Source organism: Paenibacillus radicibacter (genome assembly GCF_024721995.1).
Lineage (GTDB): Bacteria > Bacillota > Bacilli > Paenibacillales > NBRC-103111 > Paenibacillus_AM > Paenibacillus_AM radicibacter.
Genome location: NZ_JANQBC010000008.1, coordinates 169,881 through 188,862 on the forward strand (window position 1 = coordinate 169,881; position 18,982 = coordinate 188,862).

The window sequence follows — 18,982 nt, forward strand, 5'->3', positions numbered from 1 at the left end:
ATAATTTCCTCCAATATAGAAAATAGGTTCGTTTAATACTTACTTATTTCTTAATAGTGGATATTCGACATCTGTCGGAATTTGAATGATTAACGCGCGTATTGGTGCATCTTCAGTCGCTTCAAGTTGAATTTTCGTATCATTTTCCGCATGAAATACAGCGAAATCTCGAGATTGAACAGGTGTCATAGCTTTATCTGCCGAAGACGACCATTTACCTTGACCATCCAGTAACAATACAGCTAGCGAATAACCTGTCGGAACCGTTGCCTTGTAGGCAACTCCTGCCGAAGCTTCTATATCCCACATTTTCGCATCTGCAACAATTTCAATCGAGGAACCTTCGCCAATAACCGTCTTGATTATGACTCCATCTTTCATCTCAATTGGAAACTGGTCGTGTTCGAACTGTGTGTAAGTCGGATTACGCTTCAACGCATCCTTCAGGAATGGTTCAAACCAAATTTGCATCCCTTGTGTACTTTTTGCAAAATGTTCCTCATGCGACACTCCTGATGCCGTCTGCATTAGCTGCACTCCACCACGACCTACTGAACTACGTGTTCCAAGTGTATCGTAATGACCCACCTTACCATCAATCACATAGGTCATAATTTCAAAGCCGCGATGTGGATGCAAACCTATGACACTATCTTCATGTGCTTCTGCCCACGCCCAGTAGAAGAGTGGACCAATGCCTTGCAGAACAGAGTCTTCTCCTGGAAAACCAATTGGTTTCTGTTCTGTAATTCTACCTTCATCAAATGCTCCAATTGCTTGCTGCTCTGGCTTATAAATGTGTACAGTCATGTTCATCAATCCTCCAATAATATGTTTAATATAAAGTATCTTAAATTTAAGATTTATAACAAACAGAAGAGGCTAAAACGTCTTCTGCGCGGAGATCCCTAACTTCTTTAACAGTTTAATAATTTGCTGCTTTTCCTCTGCGTCTAGTCCTGCTGTTGCATGTCTGATGACATCTTCATGTTTAGGAAAACGTTGTTCCATCATCTCGCTGCCCTTATCGGAAATTTCCGCGAAAGTCACACGTCGATCTTCAGGACATGGCTTTCGTACGAGCAAGCCTTTAGCTTCAAGCTTATCCACGACATACGTAATGTTCCCGCTGGACATCAATACTTTCTCACCAATTTGTTGAAGCGGAAGTGCGCCTTTATGCCAAAGCAGCTCCAGTACTCCAAATTCAGTTACGTTTAGACCGCTTTCTCGAATATCTCGGGTTGTATGTGCAGCCACAGAATTAAAAGCACGAGATAAGACAATGAATAGGTCTAAGGCTAGATCTTTCTTCTTCTCAACCATCCTTACTGCTCCTTCCGAAATAATATCTTTAATTTAAGATAATTATAAATCAACCAACATCACATGTCAACCACATCAATGTTATCATTTGTAAAAAAAGAAAGCACCCGACATCGGGCACTTTCTCTTCTTTATCGTTAAGATACCGCTTCAATGGTATCCTCTTCAATATGCTTTCTTTTTTGTACAATAATCCTGGAGATCCGCAAGTGGTCCGTCTCATCCACAATCAGTACATAATCGTTATATGTGATTGATTGACCTTTTTTTGGAGGAATTTCAATCTGTGAATACAGCCATCCTCCAATGGTATCATAATCTTCTGATTCCATCTCAAACCCAAAGTAGTCATTGACTTCATCAATTAACATCAGACCATCAAGCGAGTAAGTGGATTCATCCTTCTTCTCAATTACTGCGCGCTCTTCATCAAATTCATCTTGGATTTCTCCAACGATCTCCTCCATAATATCTTCAAGTGTAACAAGCCCTGATGTCCCGCCATACTCGTCGATTAGGATTGCAATTTGCGTCTTCTTCTTCTGCATCAGTTTCAGCAAATTACTAATTTGCATGGATTCTGGAATGGATGTGATAGGTCGAATGATCGAACGATAGTCTTTTATTTCTTGGTGTCTGAGCAAGTCTTTGATATGGATAAAGCCTACAATGTTATCCTTGTCTTTTTCACAGATCGGATATCTTGTGCGCATTTCCTCCAAAGCAATTTGTTTGTTCTCTTCAAATGACAGATTCGTATACAGACAGATCATCTCTGTGCGGGGAATCATAATTTCCCGGGCTGTCGTCTCTGCAAAATCGAAGATATTATCAACTAGAGCAAGTTCTGTATTATTAATAAGTCCGCTCTTGTTACTTTCTTTCATCAAGATCCGAATTTCTTCTTCGGTATGAGCCGAATCGTGCTCACTTGCTGGTTCAATTCCGATTAGACGGAGCAACCAGTTCGCCATGTTGTTAAGTACATAAATGAATGGGTACATCATTTTGTAGAAGAACATCATTGGTGCAGCAGTCCACAATGTTACTTTCTCTGACTTGCGTATCGCAAGTGTCTTTGGTGCTAACTCACCTAATACAATGTGTAAAATCGTAATAAGTACAAACGCAATAATAAATGATACTGTAGAAACGAGTACATCACTCGTAATTCCAATATATCCAAGCATTGGGCGAATCAAATTCGCAATAGCAGGTTCACCCAGCCAACCTAGTCCTAATGATGCTAGCGTAATTCCTAACTGGCACGCCGAAAGGTAAGCATCTAAATTGTTAACAATGTTCTGTGCGAAACCAGCCCGCTTATTCCCTTCATCAGCAAGCGTATCGATCCGACTGCTTCTCACTTTCACCATTGCAAATTCAGCTGCTACGAAAAATCCGTTCAATAATACCAGAAACATCACTAATACTAAGTTCAATATACTCGGTAAAGGGTCTGTCAAATTAGTTCCTATCCTCTAAACATAAGCAGGATAGGTACACCTCCTTCGGATTATGAATAATTATGTTGCATCAAACTTTCCGCTAAACGTCCATCCTCTTACAACCGTCAACTCCCCATCGGTGTCTCACTCCTTTCTAGCTTTTTATACTTTTTGGTTACTAAATTAGGTATACTGCTTTAATTATATCTAGTTATAAACTGTATCGTCAAACGACCTAGAATGAACCTAGGGGCGATAATACTTCCTAATGGATAGCTTTATCCTATAAATACGAGCAATTTGAGCCCTAGAACAAGAAAAATCTGCAAATACGGCGATTTATCCATTTGCTTTCTATCTAAACAGCAATTAACGCTTTCTGGATATTCGCCGTTTCTGTTGATTGATCTGGATTTTGGCTTCCATACCTTGATCGGTAGCTTCATATATAATTTCGTCTTTAATTGCTGTCGGTAAATATTGCTGCTCCACATAATGATTCGGATAATCATGCGGATACATATAACCTTTGTGGCCTAACTGCTCTGCGCCACTATAGTGTGTGTCACGCAAATGCATCGGTACATCCGCCGAACGTATCTGATCCATCAGTGCCATTGACTTGAGGATTGCCAGTGTGACGGCATTCGACTTCGGACTTTCTACTGCAAACAAAATTGCCTGGGAAATGACATACTTCGACTCCGGCCAGCCGATCTGTTGAAAAGCGTCAAGAGCAGCGACTGCCTGTGGCATCGCTTGTGGATTGGCAAGCCCTATATCTTCGGAGCACGCGACGATTAGTCTGCGAAGGAACACCTTCGGGTCCATCCCTAGTTTCTCTACCGCGTAGAGAAACCAGAACAGCGCGGCACTCGAAGAGCCGCGGACGCTCTTGTGGAAAGCGGACAAGACGTCGTACTGCGTCGACTCGTCCGCTTTCACGAATGGACGGCGGATCGATTCTTCCGCCGTCGTGAGATCGATGCGGATCGTGCCGCCCGCATCTGGGGGTGTCGACAGCGCGGCTAGCTCGAGCGCTTGCAGCGCACGGCGAATGTCCCCATTCGCCATGTGCGCGATATGCGCAAGCGCATCCTCTTCCGCGCTGATGCGGATACCGCCGAGCCCGCGGGACTCGTCGGTGATGGCGCGGCGCATGGCGATGAGCGCATGCTCTGGGGTTAGCGGCTCGAGCTGATACAGCGTCGAGCGGGATAGTAACGCCCCGTTCACGTAGCGGAACGGGTTCTCCGTCGTGGCACCAATGAATATAATGGTGCCCTCTTCCACTGCCGGCAGCAAAGCGTCCTGCCGGGCTGAATTAAAGCGATGCACCTCATCCAAGAAGAGAATCGTCTTGCGACCGTACATCGCTTTGATCTGCTTCGCTTGCTCAATCACATCCCGCACATCTTTAACACTAGCATCCACCGCGTTCAGCTTTACGAATTCACCCTTCGTGGTATTCGATATAATATGCGCTAGCGTCGTCTTCCCTGAACCTGGCGGTCCGTAGAGTAAGACCGATGTTACTTGATCCGCTTCAATCGCACGGCGTAACAATTTACCTGCTCCTACGATATGTTCTTGTCCAATATATTCTTCTAGCGTCCTTGGCCGCATTCGGTCTGCGAGCAACTTCGAACGATTGCCTTCCGCCTCTTGGGCATACGTAAATAAATCCATGTTCCGTTCATCTCCTTCCCTCAATTATAACTTTTACCACCCTATTTGTCATGAAACCCCATTATTAACCGCATATTCTTAACAAAAAATCATTAACGACTTTAGCCCTAAACACCGGCCTGTCATTAATGATTTTACAATTCACAATTTGATTGTTTGCTCTTACTATTGCTCCAGTTTTTTCAATAAATCCTTCACAACCACACTAACAGCAATGAGACCAGCTACTGGTGGAACGAATGCATTAGATGATGGCGGCTGCTTCGCCTTACGAATATCAGGAGCTGTCGCCGGAACGATTTTCTTCGTTACATCTTCACGAGGTTTCATCGGCTCTTCTGTGGAGAATACGACCTTAACACCCTTCTTGATCCCGTCTTTACGCAGTTTCGTACGAACAACACGAGCGATCGGGTCTACGGATGTTTTCGAAATATCTGCCACTTGGAAACGTGAAGGGTCCATTTTGTTTGCTGCACCCATCGATGAGATGATCGGAATTTTACGAGATAAACACTCTTTAATCAAATGAATCTTGTAAATGATCGTATCCGCTGCATCCACTACATAATCAAGTGGGTAAGCAAATAGTTGTTCATACGTCTCTTCCGTATAGAACATATGAAGCGTAACGACTTCACATTCAGGGTTAATCAGTTTAATTCGATCACGCATCAAATCAACCTTGGATTGACCTACAGTTGTTGTAAGTGCATGAATTTGACGGTTAATGTTCGTAATGTCTACGACATCTTTATCAACAAGCACAATGCGTCCTACACCCGTACGTGCAAGCGCCTCAGCTGCCATCGAACCGACCCCGCCAACACCAAGTACAGCTACCGTACTATTCTTCATTAATTCCAAGCCATCTGGCCCAATTGCCAACTCGGTACGAGAAAATTGATGTAACATCCCGTTATTGAACCTCCTGTTTAAAAAAGGGCCCTACCGGGCCCTTTCATCGTTGATAATGTCAATCTTATGCATTAACCTTTGTTTCAGCTTGCTTCTTCAAAGCAATTTGTAAGGAAAGCTGATCCAATTGCTTGTTGTCTACTTGGCTTGGAGCATCCGTTAGCAAGTCTGTTGCGCTCGCAGTCTTAGGGAATGCAATCGTCTCACGAAGGTTCGTGCGACCCGAGATTAACATGACTAGACGGTCTAGACCGAATGCGATACCACCGTGTGGAGGTGTTCCATATTCGAATGCATCAAGCAAGAAGCCGAATTTCTCATTGTACTCCTCAGGTGAGAAGCCAAGTGCTGCGAACATCTTCTCTTGTACTTCACGCTTGTAAATACGCATCGAGCCGCCGCCCACTTCGTATCCGTTAAGCACCAAGTCGTATGCTTGCGCACGAATTTGGCCAGGATCTGTATCGAAGAAGTGTAAATCCTCTTCTCTTGGACGTGTGAACGGGTGATGTTCTGCCACATAACGCTTCTCGTCTGCATCGTAAGCTAGAAGTGGGAAATCAACAACCCAAGCAAACTTAAACTTAGACTCGTCGATTAGACCGAGTTGCTTACCAATCTTAAGACGAAGGTTACCGAGTACATCTGCAACAACTTTCTTCGTGTCAGCAGAGAACAATAGCAAGTCGCCTTCTTCTGCACCTAGGCGCTCCTTGATTGCCGCTTGTTCGGACTCACTTATGAATTTCACGATAGGGCCTTTCATCTCGCCGTCTTTCATTTGAATCCATGCTAAACCTTTCGCGCCATAACGCATTGCGAATGGAGTCAAGTCATCGATATCTTTACGACTCCATGTACCGCAGCCTTTTGCATTAAGTGCCTTCACTTGACCGCCGGATTTAATCGCAGCAGCGAATACTTTAGCTTCTGTGTCTGCAAGAAGATCTGCAAGATCAACAAGCTCAAGTCCAAAGCGAAGATCTGGCTTATCGGAACCGTATTTACCCATTGCATCTGCATAAGTAATACGTTGAAGTGGCAATTCAATCTCAATACCTTTAGTTTCTTTCATAAAGCGAGCAATCAATTCTTCCATCATCTCGAACAATTGATCTTGATTCAAGAATGAAGTCTCGATGTCGACTTGTGTGAATTCCGGTTGACGGTCAGCACGTAAATCTTCATCACGGAAGCAGCGTGCGATTTGGTAGTAACGCTCAAGACCACTCACCATCAATAACTGCTTAAATAGCTGTGGAGATTGTGGTAATGCGTAGAATTCACCTGGGTGTACACGACTCGGCACAAGATAATCACGTGCACCTTCTGGTGTTGATTTCGTTAGGATTGGCGTTTCTACATCCACGAATCCATTGTCATCTAAGTAATCACGGAAAATTTTCGAAAGCTTCGAACGAAGCATTAACGTCTTCTGCATTTCTGGACGACGAAGGTCCAAGTAACGATATTTAAGGCGTAAGGACTCATCAATCTCAATCCCATCTTCAATAAAGAATGGAGTTGTTTTTGCAGCGTTCAAAATTTCGATTTCCGTAATTTGAACTTCAACATCCCCATTCGGAATGTTCTTGTTCACTGTCTCTGCATCACGCTCAACAACTTTACCTGTTACAGCAAGCACGAACTCGTTACGAACACGATCTGCTACTTTAAGAGCTTCACCTGAGAAATCAGGGTTAAATACGATTTGTACGAAACCACTGCGGTCACGAAGGTCGATAAAGTGTACGCCACCTAGGTCACGTCTTCTTTGTACCCAACCATTAAGTGTGACTGTCTCCCCAACATGGTCTTTACTAATTACGCCACAGTTATGTGTTCTTAGCATTATTATTTCCTCCTCTATTTGCTTCCTTGTTTATGAATCCACGCCGCAAGCTCAGGAAGCGGCACTAATACTTGTTCACCCGTTTCCATCGCTTTGACGGAAATTTCTCCACGTGCTAATTCATCATCACCCAAGATGGCAACATAGGTTGCTTGATAGCGGTCAGCTGATTTCATCTGCGCTTTCATCTTACGTCCTTGGTAATCTTTCTCCGCGACAAGTCCATTTAAGCGTACTTGGTGAAGTAAAGTTGTCACTTCTTGTTCAGCAGCCTCACCCAGTCCAATCAAGTAAACATCAAGTGGTCTTGGAACCGGAATGTTCGCTTGCTGAGATTCGAGTACGAGCAAGATACGCTCAAGACCGATACCGAGTCCAACACCGGATTGATCTGGCCCGCCGATTTGCTCGACAAGTCCGTTATAACGACCACCGCCGCCAATCGTATCGATTGCACCAATTCCTGCTGCCTTGTACTCAAAAGCCGTATGCGTGTAGTAATCTAAGCCACGGACTAGACGTGTATTGACTTGGAATGGAACACCCATCTTGGTCAAATACGATTTTACAGCTTCAAAATGCGTTCTCGCTGCATCGTCTAAATCTGCTAATAATTCGGGTGCTCCCTCGCCGAAAGCAACATCTTTCTTGCAATCGAGAATACGAAGTGGATTCGTATCAAAGCGCGTTTGGCAATCTTTACACAACTGATCTTTAACCGGTGCAAAAAATTCGCGTAACTTCTCACGATACACCGCTCTAATTTCTGGCGTACCTACTGAGTTAATTTCAACGGTTACATCTTTAAGACCCACATCTTGTGTGAATGCATAACCAAGTGCAACGACTTCTGCATCCAAGCTTGGATCTGTTGAACCGAATGCTTCAATCCCGAATTGGTGGAATTGACGCTGACGACCAGCTTGCGGCTGTTCGTAACGGAACATTGGGCCCATGTAATACAATTTCGTTAAATCAGGTTCACCATACAGCTTGTTCTCCACATAAGAACGAACAACACCAGCCGTACCTTCTGGACGAAGTGTCATGCTGCGCTCGCCTTTATCATCGAACGTGTACATCTCTTTTTGCACAATATCCGTCGTCTCACCTACACCGCGCGTGAACAATTCAGTTTGTTCGAAAATCGGAGTACGCACCTCTTTATAGTTAAAACGGTGACACAACTCTCTTGCTTTCGATTCTAGAAACTGCCACTTCTCAACTACACCAGGTAGCAAGTCGGCTGTTCCTTTTGGCTTTTGTATCGCCATTTGATTCCCTCCTCTACAGTCAGCATGTACTTTATTACTAAAACAAAAAATCTCCCATCCCTGACGTTTAAATAAACATCAGGGACGAGAGATTTGAATTCACAAATTCACCCGTGGTACCACCCACATTTCGAAGTCCACTTCTCTTGGATAGCCCAAGAACAATTTCCTTCGCTTAAACGGTTAACGCCCGTGCACGCAATCCATTTACTGACTTTGCTTGGCTTACGCCTCACGCGGTGTTCATTGGTTGTCCTCTGGGAGGTCATTCGATTGCTCATCATAAGAAAGCTCACAGCCAAGGCTTTCCTCTCTAAATATGTGGGGGCAAACTACTTTATCCCTTCACTGGATCAAAGTCATTTAAAGTTATAATATGTATTATTCTAATCATCACATATCATAAAGTCAAGAGCTTCAATTTCACTCCTTCCTAGCCCAGTTTTTTTTACCTCTCGGATTAAGCTGCATCTCCCCCTAGCCTTGTTTAAATTGATGACGTCCATGGTTAGTGAATTATCCGAACCTCCTCCGAGTTACAAAAAAAGAAACCGCCCATAGATACGTAAAATACGCGTATCTATAGGCGGTTCTTCCGCACTCTTGATATGTTACTTAATTATAATCGCAAAATATTCCAATAGGCAACATAAAGTTATGGGCAGGTTGAGCCCCACTTCTCAGCCCATTTACCGACCTCTTCCATAACTTTAAATAAATCTTTTCCTTTTTCTGTAAGCTCATATTCAATACGAACAGGTGTCTCCGGATAAACATGACGGATAACAACACCAGAAAGCTCAAGCTCCTTGCATCTTTCCGATAGCATTCGATCACTCATCGCGGGAATCACATCCGAAATATCTTTAAATCGCTTAGGGCCTGTAAGTAATACTTTAATAATTAAGCCCGTCCATTTTTTCCCGAGCAACTCAAATGCGCTTTCAAACTTTGGACATAAAGAATCATCCATAGCGATCATCTCCTTAGTGACTATTTTAACACATCCACTCATGTCGCGGAACTAGTTTCATTTATTTTTCATAAATAACTTACCTTTAGTTAGTATTGTCATGTATACAAAGAAAAAGACTCGCAAGCCATAAGCTGCGAGCCATCCATATCATATTATTATAAAAGGGGGTCGACTTTTATTATAAGCAACCAACATTAATGACACATGAAAAACAAATTACAGTCATATTACAAATTTGTTCTATAACTTCGTTCCCACAAGTCGGTCGTGCAAGTCTTTGATAAGCATGAAGCTGTCGCCATCGGTAAGCTTAGCAGGATTTGTAATTGTCTGTAGTGATGCTTCTGTTAGAATACCTTGCTTCACTAGTTCTGCCTTCGCATCTGCTGGGGCTTCTACTTTAATACCTAATGCTAGAGCTACTGTGTAGCAAGCTTGATCAAGTGTTAAGTCTTTAGCCGCGTGTTCTTTACGCTCAGCTGTAAGTTGATCAGCAGTTGCACCCTTCGTATAACTTAGCGCTGCACCAGGATCACCTGTGAACGCATCAGGCTTCATTTTCTTCGCACCATAGAGTAAGTTAATGAATCGAACAGGGTTAGAATTGTTGTCCAAATTAAATGCCGTATTGCCATAGCTGCCATAAGCCAAGCCATAAGTTACAGCTACTTTAAGACCCTCATATTGCTTGTGCTCCATGAATGGATAAGGTTTGATGCTAAATGGTTTCACATCCATACCTTGTTGATTAATCATCTCTTGCAACTTTGCAATAAGTTCTTTGTTCTGCGACATTTCACGGAACGTTACTTTGTTGTCCGTAGCAAGCTTAGCCGCTACACCTGCGGATTGACCAGTAGCCATACCAACAGGAACTGTTCGAGAAGAACCGTGTGGCAGTGTATCAAAGCTTGATGAACGACCTACAACGAGTAAACCGTCGATCTTCTTAGGAACAATACTGCGGAAAGGAACTGCATATTGTTCAGGGTCAGCTACAACCGCTCCACCATCACCTGCATAAGAACGTTGAATATCCACTTCGTAGGAACCAAATCCAATGCGATCCCAGTGGTCGCGATTTTCTAAGACATCCAAGATATGAAGACGATATTCACCTTCGATATGACGTGTTTCACGAACATATAGCTCTGGTGCAGTTGCATCGAGCTCAATATTAGCGAATTCCGGATAAATCTTCTTCATGTGTTCCACAACAAGTGGAATTTCTTTCTTTCCAATTTCGAATGCTTCTGCACGTGATGCTGTGTCAGCACCGTCAATGCCGTAAATTTGCAAGGCGTTAATGAGCATCGTTTCGTCATTCTGACGACCGATATTCAGTCCGCGCATTACAACACGCTTAGGGTTACTTGATTTGTAATCATACATTTCCTTGTATCCCCAAGCACTTACATCGTTAGCACCTGTACCTTCATCCTTATCGTTCTGCAAGCGATCTTTAACTTTCGCCCACACATCAGGTGTGATGTTCTTTAAGCGGAATACAAGCGTAACTGCCATTTTCGTATTCTTATCACTTAAATCTTCACGGCCATACGTATAAGGAACGCCTGCAGCAACTGCGATATCCGCATCTTGTGTTGCATCAATGACCGATTTCGCTTTAATCGTCTGCTGCGATCCGTCTGCTTTTGTTACAACAATGCCCTCGATCACATCATTGCCGTTAGCACCTTTTGTCATCTTCGGCTTAATTTCTTTCATTTTTAACATCAGATCAATGTTCTTTTCTTTCTTCACGAGGTCATAGAACACGTTAGCAGCTGTCGTCACGTCGAACGAGTCGCCTTCTACGCGATCATACCATTCGGAGAACAAGCCTTTATTTAGTGGTACTGGTTTATTCAGAATACCGCCACTGTTTGGACTAAAGTTCATATCCAGTGAATTTAGCCAACCTACTGTAAGCAGTCCGCCCAGCACTTCGCGGTCATTACCGTCTACTAACAATGTTTTCTGACCATTGCGAGCTGCGGATACGGCTGCTGTGATCCCTTCCGGATCTGTACCTACAACGATCACATCGTATTCTTCTTCCGATTTATTCAGATACTCGACTTGCTCTAATGTTTGCGGATTACCGATATGTTGAGAGTGTTTATATTGGTAATACAAAGCCCCTCCCGCACCTGCTACCGCGAGCAAGATAAGTACGATCATCAAGATGATCCAATTGTTCGATTGTTTCTTATGAGTCCTGTGTGTCGACATTTTCCACCATCCTACAATATTTTCATGCATTCCATCGTCTATGATGTCGAAATTACAAACATGACTAGTGTATCATAAATCTTGTCAATGGAAAAATCGTGGAGTTTTCGTAAACAAAAAACGTCTCAACCTCCCAATTGGTGGGTCGAGACGCTTAAGATATCCCCTCATCGTAATGATTTATGAGGCATTCTGCGGATGGAACTTGGCGCTATCGACTCCATCTCACCAAGCTCTACATCACTTAATCTGCCGCCGACTCGCATGGCTTCATAATGGGATTGGATCATTCCATCGGATGAGCGGGTCATTAAGATTTGTTTCATCGATTGACGCATAGGGGTAACTTCTCCTTTAGGTTGTAAATATGGTTACCCCTAGTGTTGCCAATTGTGTTGTTCTTTAAAAAAACAAAAAACCGTTATTCCCATTGGATCGGAAAATAACGGCATGTACTTATTTATTGTTTGGTATCCAATACGATTGTAACAGGACCCCAGTTCGTAAGACTGACATCCATCATCGCGCCGAACACCCCTGTCTCCACTTGTAAACCTTGCGCTCGAAGCAGATCATTAAATTGATCATAAAGCGGCTGAGCTTGCTCAGGACGAGCGGCGGCGATAAAGCTTGGACGCTTGCCCTTCCGACAATCACCATACAGGGTGAATTGAGAGATCGATAATATTTGGCCGCCGATTTGCATGATGGATTCATTCATCTTGCCGGCTTCATCCTCAAAAATACGCAATCCCGCAATTTTATCTGCTACATACTTGGCATCTTCTATCGTATCATCATGGGTAATCCCGACTAACAAGACAAGGCCACGATCAATTTGACCGACTACTTGTCCATCAACCGTTACTTTTGCTTCCTTGCTACGCTGAATGACAACTCGCATTGTACGTACTCCTTACGATTGCATAATACGTTGTACAGAATACACATCCTGTACACGTTTAATTTTCTCAACTACCGCTTGCAAATGATCGATATTCTTAATTAAGATCGTCATATGAATTTGAGCTAGCCTATTCTTATCCGAACGTCCAGATACAGCTGAAATCATCGTCTTACTCTCCGACACAACCTTGAGCACTTCATTGAGCAATCCTCTGCGATCATGTCCAGTGATCTCGATCTCCACGTTAAAGTTCGCTTCCATCGCTTCTGCCCACTCAACTTCAATCACGCGGTTGCCCTCTTCGTTATCCCCAACCGGGATGTTCGTACAGTCTGCACGATGGACAGATACGCCTCGACCACGTGTAATATATCCAACAACATCATCACCAGGAACCGGATTACAGCAACGTGCAAAGCGTACCAGCAAATTATCGACGCCTTTGACACGAATCCCGTTCGTCGGTCTGCCCTTACGCTCTTTATCTGATGACTTAACTTCTTTAATTTCATTTGTTAACTGAATAATTTGCGCTTCTTCTGCTTCTTTGCGCATTTTCTCCGTTAACTTTGTACATACTTGCGCAGCAGTTAAACCGCTGAAACCGATAGCAGACAACATATCATCCACATCATTGAATGTAAATTTCTTTGCTGCTTCCATCAATTTGTCTTCCGTCATGAGTGTAGAAGGATCGATACCCATACGTTTTAATTCCCGTTCAATCGCATCGCGGCCTTTTTCCACATTTTCCTCGCGACGTTCTTTCTTAAACCATTGTTTAATCTTAGAACGCGCATGGGAAGATTGCGCAATCTTAACCCAATCTTGGCTTGGACCATAAGAATGCTTGGACGTTAATATTTCAACAATATCACCTGTCTTCAGCTTATGGTCTAGTGGAACGATACGTCCGTTTACTTTGGCACCAATGGTACGGTTACCTACTTCCGTATGAATACGATATGCATAATCGAGTGGAACTGAGCCAGCTGGTAGTTCGAACACTTCGCCCTTCGGCGTAAACACGAATACAAGATCTGAGAAGAAATCCATCTTCATGGACTCCATAAACTCAGCTGCATCATGGGTTTCTTGTTGTAACTCCAGAATTTCACGGAACCAGCTCATCTTATCGCCAAACCCCGCCGGTGCGATTGTACCTTCCTTGTAAGCCCAGTGCGCGGCAACCCCGAACTCGGAAGTTCGATGCATTTCCCACGTACGAATTTGCACTTCAAGAGGCTCTCCAGTCGGACCCACAACGGTCGTGTGCAGAGATTGATACATGTTTGTCTTCGGCATGGCAATATAATCTTTAAATCGACCCGGCATTGGCTTCCATAACGTGTGGATAATACCCAAAGCCGCGTAACAATCTTTAATGTTATCTACAATAACGCGAAGTGCCATGAGATCATAAATCTCAGTGAATTGTTTGTTCTTCGCGGACATTTTTTTATAAATAGAATAAATGTGCTTCGGACGACCTGAAATATCTGCCTCGATGCCCATATCGTGGAGTTTCTCTTTAATGTTGCTGCCCACTTCTTCGATGTAACGCTCCCGCTCTGTACGCTTCTTCTGCATGAGATTCACAATACGGTAGTATTGCTGAGGGTTTAGATAGCGCAGAGCGATATCCTCCATCTCCCATTTGATCGCAGAAATACCGAGGCGGTGTGCAATTGGGCAAAAAATTTCTAGTGTTTCATAAGCGATACGTCGCTGATTTTCTTCAGATTGAAATTTAAGCGTACGCATGTTGTGCAGACGATCGGCAAGCTTAATTAGAATAACGCGAATGTCCTGCGCCATGGCAACAAACATTTTGCGATAATTCTCATTCTGCTGCTCTTCCTTGGATTTGAACTGAATGCGCTCCAGCTTCGTAAGTCCATCAACAAGCATCGCACAAGTTTCGCCAAATTTCTCTTTTACCTGATCCAGCGGAACCGTAGTATCTTCAACGACATCATGAAGCAGAGCAGCGATTATGGATGTTGTATCCATCTGCATGTTCACAATAATTTCTGCTACCGCAACCGGGTGCAGAATATAAGGCTCACCTGATTTACGCACTTGACCGTGGTGAGCTTGTTCGGCAAATGCATATGCTTCCTCAATTTTCTTGAGATCGGCTTCTTTTAGATAAGTCGACGCCTTTTGAAGTAAAAGCTCAATACCCATGGACCCATCCATTCCCTTAAGTAAGTAATTTTAATTCATTATGCCTTGGTATATAGCCCCGCGTCAACTGTCGAGACATGTCTGCCCTTAAAAATAAATACACCCGTCACCAGATATGCGCTACTTTCACGGACATATCTGCTAAAGGGTGTATTTATTTGCCTAATCAAACCAATCTTTTAGTAAGTTACCATCGTAAATGTTGGGATATCGCCCAACTTCTCACGACCGTTAAGATAGGAAAGCTCGATCATGAATGCTGCACCGACAACTACGCCGCCCAATTGATTAATTAGATTAATCGAAGTTTCGATAGTACCACCAGTTGCAAGCAAATCGTCTGCGATTAGAACACGTTGACCTGGCTTGATCGCATCTTTATGCATAGCAAGCTTATCTTTACCATATTCAAGGGAATAGTCCGCTTCAATAGTTTCACCTGGTAATTTACCACTCTTACGAATTGGAACAAATCCAAGACCCAAAGAGTAAGCAAGAGGAGCACCAACAACGAAACCACGTGCTTCTGGCCCTGCGATTAGATCGATTTCTAGATCCTTCACGAGCTGTGCAATATGGTCGATTGATTCTTTGTAAACAGGACCATTATTCAAAATAGTTGTAATATCCTTAAAGCGGATACCTGGCTGAGGAAAGTCTGGAATCACACGAATGTGCTCTTTAAAATTCATCAGTACCCCTCCAATCATGATATAAAATAGTGTTATCGTTGTGCAATCCAACACTCGAGCTCTTTCGCAGAGCTGAACATACACAATTGCTCGACTTCAGTTCGATTCATTCTTGCTTGATACAAGTTAGATTCTGTTAAATCCCGCTTCGGTGGTTGAGCGGCAAGCCCGCTCTCACTTCCTGTACGTTCAATAAATCCTAATTGCTCAAACACTTGAAGCATGAACGCTGCCGTTGTCTCAGAAACTTCCAAACGCTTAGCAAGCTGACGCTCGAAAGTTGCACTCGGCGTCTGCCATGAACCTGCACGCCCGAGTAAACCATACATGGATTTAAAATGCTCCCTAGATGGTACACTCCCGCTAAGAAGCGGATTTGTCTCGGCAAATAATGCATACATGCGATGACAATTAGTCGCATGCACGACAACTTGACGCAACTGAGTAGGATGCGCCGGCAAATTGTAGAATACCACATCAGTAACCGCTTGAAAAGCATGCATCTTCGCAAGCTCATTTATAGGGGTTAGTTTATCTGCCTTTTCGTCATGCGACCACACAGGCAAATCCGCGTTGTTCGCGATCTTAGTTGCGTTCGAATGAAAATCTGCAACCGAATCTTCAAACAAAACCAACCCAATAATTGACTCCGGATTCGGTGCTTTCGTCGCTACTACTGTGCGTAGTGATGCGATCTTTTCTGCAGCTCTTGCATTCCCACGCCAATCGAATAATTGTCGATGTGGTATCCGAATATCTTTCATCATGAGTTGCGGTTTACGAAGACCATTCCATTCATTTACGGAAAGCTCCGCAAGTGTATCAACACTAGCCCCAATCGTCATCCAGGGACTCAGTTCCCCTTTGCCAAATGAAACACCTTCAATGACAAACTTTACCTCTTCTGAAGCTTGTGTTAGCCCGAGCTTAAGATGCTGGCTTTCCTTGCCCATCGTACGAACTTCAGTAATAGCCAACTCTCGAATGATAAATTTCGGAGCAGGATTCCCCATGCCAAAAGGTGCCAACAATTGCAAGGTATCAATGCACGGAAGTGGAATATCTTCGAGTCGACATTCCAGATCAGCACCTAGAAGAGGGACTAAATCTTCTTCTTGTAGTAGTCGCTTACCGATTTCATTAAGTTGTGTTTGGAATGCTTCTAAATGCTCAAGCTTAAGCGACATTCCTGCTGCTGCACTGTGACCGCCATAATGATCAAGCCATGCATCACATTCCGTCAATGCCTCATGCAAGTGAAAACCTGCAATCGAGCGTGCCGAACCTTTTACTGTACCTTGTTCAGGATCAATGCTCAGCACAAGTGTTGGCCTATAGTAACGTTCTACAATACGTGAGGCAACAATACCAACAACGCCAATATTCCATCGTTCACCAGCAAGTACGAGAACATGAGGCAGATCCGACTTCTGACGTTCCGCTTCAACCATTGCAACAGCTTCTACTGTCATTTCCTCTACAATACGCTGACGTTCAACGTTCAGAACATCAAGCTCTTGCGCAAGCTCATCTGCTTCGGAACTGTCTTCTGTGAGTAATAGGCGAACAGCCGTATCCGCAGACTCCAATCGACCACTAGCATTAATTCTTGGCCCAATTGAAAATCCGATATGACCTGCAGATACGTCCCTTTTCTCAATACTGCATACACGAAGTAGGGCTCGAACACCCACAAATCCACCTGTGCGTATTTGCTCCAAGCCTTGTTTCACAATAAGTCTATTCTCATCTTGAAGAGGCATTAAATCTGCTACTGTTCCGATCGCAGCAAGTTCAAGCAATTCCTCTGGCATTCTGCCAAGCAGTGCTTGGCCAAGTTTCAACGCAACCCCAACACCAGCTAGTCCTTTAAACGGGTAGGGGCATGTCGATTTTTTCGGATTAATAAGTGCAAGCGGTTCAGGTAATATAGCAGGTGGTTCATGGTGATCCGTCACAATTACATCCATTCCACACTGCTTAATATAAGCCACTTCTTCTACAGCACTCACACCAGTATCTACTGTAATGAGCAGTGTAATCCCATCCAGCTTCGCTTGATCGACTGCCTCACAATTTAAGCCATAACCTTCCTTTACCCGATGTGGAATGTAATAGTCTACATTCGCATCCAAGCCCTGCAGCAATCTTACCATTAACGCCGTTGAACTTACGCCATCCGCATCATAATCACCATACACACGAATCTTCTCATGATTGGCAAGTGCTTGTTTGATACGATCAACAGCAGCTTGCATGCCTTCCAAAAGAAAAGGATCATGATACCCTTCACTACCACCATATAAAAAGCGCTGAATCTCCTCAGAATCCGTCATTCCCCTTGCTGCTAATAACTGCAAGACAAGTGGTGGAAGATCCACCGCACTCTGTGAGATCGACGCCATCACTTCTTCGTCTATTTGACCAACTTGCCATCTTCCCTTACCAAGTAACACACAATATCCCCCTTGCCAACTCCCACAGTGCTTAATGCAATACCGATGGGAAGTCGCTATGGTCCACATTCAGATTATTCTTATATGGATAACCCGGGTCATATGGAAAAACATGCACAAACACGTCTGAAATGTGAATAAATCTTTTCATTAACTGCGACTTTACAACCTTAGCGATTTCCTGTCCTTCCAGAACTGTAATACGAGGATTCACGCTAATCTTCACGTCAACGATGACATAATGCCCATGTTCTCTCGCACGCAATTCCTCGATGATAATGACACCTTTCACTCGCTGCACGGTCTGAATAAGCTCCTGTGCATCCTCATGATGAAGGGCATGGTCAAGCGTGTTATAGATGGCTTCCATCATCAGATCATAGCCCATTTTTAATATAAAAAAGGAAATTACAAGGCCAGCTAATGGGTCTAAATAGTTAAAAAAGGTTAATGACAATAGATTACCTAAGTAAGCCCCAACAACCCCAACAAGCGCAGCTAGCGAGCAATATAAGTCGGATCGATGCGACCACATATGTGCAGCAAGAAACGGTGAATGCGTCTTCTTGCCTAAGTGAAACTGGTAGCGGAACATCGCTTCTTTCACAACGATCGATACCAGAATAATAATAACTGCAAACCCATTGGGTTCTGCGATACCGCCATGGTAGATGGACTTAATCGCAGAGATCCCGATCTCAACTCCAACAATTAGCATCAATACCGCCACGATCACAGAAGCGATATACTCGCCCCTAACCCGGCCATATGGATTATTAGATTTAGGTGACATCTTACCTACACGTTGACCGATCATTACTGCAAACGATCCTGCTACTTGCGAAGCAGAATGGATCGCATCTGCTAATAGTGCTTTACTACCCGAAAACCATCCTACAAAACCTTTGGCTACGGCAAGAATGACATTTACTGCAATACCAGACCAAGCCGCAAATGCAGCTTTTCTCAAACGCTCTACAGTCATGTTGCCCTCCCCATGTAAATTAACCTCTATGAAT

General features: G+C 43.7%; 15 protein-coding genes. All 15 read right to left on the reverse strand.

Annotation, left to right across the window (positions count from 1 at the left end):
• Nucleotides 1-39: 39 nt before the first annotated feature.
• A complete protein-coding gene (locus NV379_RS15685) occupies nt 40-810 on the reverse strand; it encodes a pirin family protein (protein ID WP_258208264.1) in 771 nt (256 codons plus the stop codon).
• Nucleotides 811-882: 72 nt separating this feature from the next.
• Entirely contained in the window at nt 883-1,326 is a 444-nt protein-coding gene (locus tag NV379_RS15690) for a MarR family winged helix-turn-helix transcriptional regulator (RefSeq protein ID WP_258208265.1), read from the reverse strand.
• A 137-nt stretch (nt 1,327-1,463) separates the two neighbouring features.
• On the reverse strand, nt 1,464-2,750 hold the full coding sequence (locus NV379_RS15695; RefSeq protein WP_258208393.1) for a hemolysin family protein: 1,287 nt from the start codon (nt 2,748-2,750) through the stop codon (nt 1,464-1,466).
• A 393-nt stretch (nt 2,751-3,143) separates the two neighbouring features.
• Nucleotides 3,144-4,463 (reverse strand): replication-associated recombination protein A, encoded by a 1,320-nt coding sequence (locus tag NV379_RS15700; protein WP_258208394.1) that lies wholly within the window; start codon nt 4,461-4,463, stop codon nt 3,144-3,146.
• 165 nt (nt 4,464-4,628) lie between these two features.
• Nucleotides 4,629-5,378, reverse strand: coding sequence for a tRNA threonylcarbamoyladenosine dehydratase (locus NV379_RS15705; RefSeq protein ID WP_258208266.1), 750 nt, complete (start codon nt 5,376-5,378; stop codon nt 4,629-4,631).
• Nucleotides 5,379-5,445: 67 nt separating this feature from the next.
• Nucleotides 5,446-7,233 carry an aspartate--tRNA ligase gene (aspS, locus tag NV379_RS15710; protein ID WP_258208267.1) on the reverse strand — a complete coding sequence of 596 codons (1,788 nt, stop codon included), beginning with the start codon at nt 7,231-7,233 and terminating at the stop codon, nt 5,446-5,448.
• 14 nt (nt 7,234-7,247) lie between these two features.
• The gene (gene hisS, locus NV379_RS15715) at nt 7,248-8,507 is read right to left on the reverse strand and encodes a histidine--tRNA ligase (RefSeq protein WP_258208268.1); all 1,260 of its coding nucleotides are present in this window, start codon (nt 8,505-8,507) and stop codon (nt 7,248-7,250) included.
• Between the two features lie 655 nt (nt 8,508-9,162).
• Nucleotides 9,163-9,480 (reverse strand): winged helix-turn-helix transcriptional regulator, encoded by a 318-nt coding sequence (locus NV379_RS15720; RefSeq protein WP_258208269.1) that lies wholly within the window; start codon nt 9,478-9,480, stop codon nt 9,163-9,165.
• A 243-nt stretch (nt 9,481-9,723) separates the two neighbouring features.
• Nucleotides 9,724-11,718 (reverse strand): FAD-dependent oxidoreductase, encoded by a 1,995-nt coding sequence (locus NV379_RS15725; RefSeq protein WP_258208270.1) that lies wholly within the window; start codon nt 11,716-11,718, stop codon nt 9,724-9,726.
• Between the two features lie 167 nt (nt 11,719-11,885).
• Nucleotides 11,886-12,056, reverse strand: a complete 171-nt coding sequence (locus NV379_RS15730) for a hypothetical protein (RefSeq protein WP_258208271.1) — start codon at nt 12,054-12,056, stop codon at nt 11,886-11,888.
• Nucleotides 12,057-12,178: 122 nt separating this feature from the next.
• Nucleotides 12,179-12,622: a D-aminoacyl-tRNA deacylase gene (gene dtd, locus NV379_RS15735; RefSeq protein ID WP_258208272.1), complete on the reverse strand. Its 444-nt coding sequence runs from the start codon at nt 12,620-12,622 to the stop codon at nt 12,179-12,181.
• Between the two features lie 12 nt (nt 12,623-12,634).
• Complete coding sequence (locus NV379_RS15740) at nt 12,635-14,815, reverse strand: RelA/SpoT family protein (protein ID WP_258208273.1); 2,181 nt, start codon at nt 14,813-14,815, stop codon at nt 12,635-12,637.
• Between the two features lie 179 nt (nt 14,816-14,994).
• Complete coding sequence (locus tag NV379_RS15745) at nt 14,995-15,507, reverse strand: adenine phosphoribosyltransferase (RefSeq protein ID WP_258208274.1); 513 nt, start codon at nt 15,505-15,507, stop codon at nt 14,995-14,997.
• 32 nt (nt 15,508-15,539) lie between these two features.
• Entirely contained in the window at nt 15,540-17,963 is a 2,424-nt protein-coding gene (recJ, locus tag NV379_RS15750; RefSeq protein WP_258208275.1) for a single-stranded-DNA-specific exonuclease RecJ, read from the reverse strand.
• Nucleotides 17,964-17,994: 31 nt separating this feature from the next.
• Nucleotides 17,995-18,948: a cation diffusion facilitator family transporter gene (locus NV379_RS15755; RefSeq protein ID WP_258208276.1), complete on the reverse strand. Its 954-nt coding sequence runs from the start codon at nt 18,946-18,948 to the stop codon at nt 17,995-17,997.
• Nucleotides 18,949-18,982 lie beyond the last annotated feature (34 nt).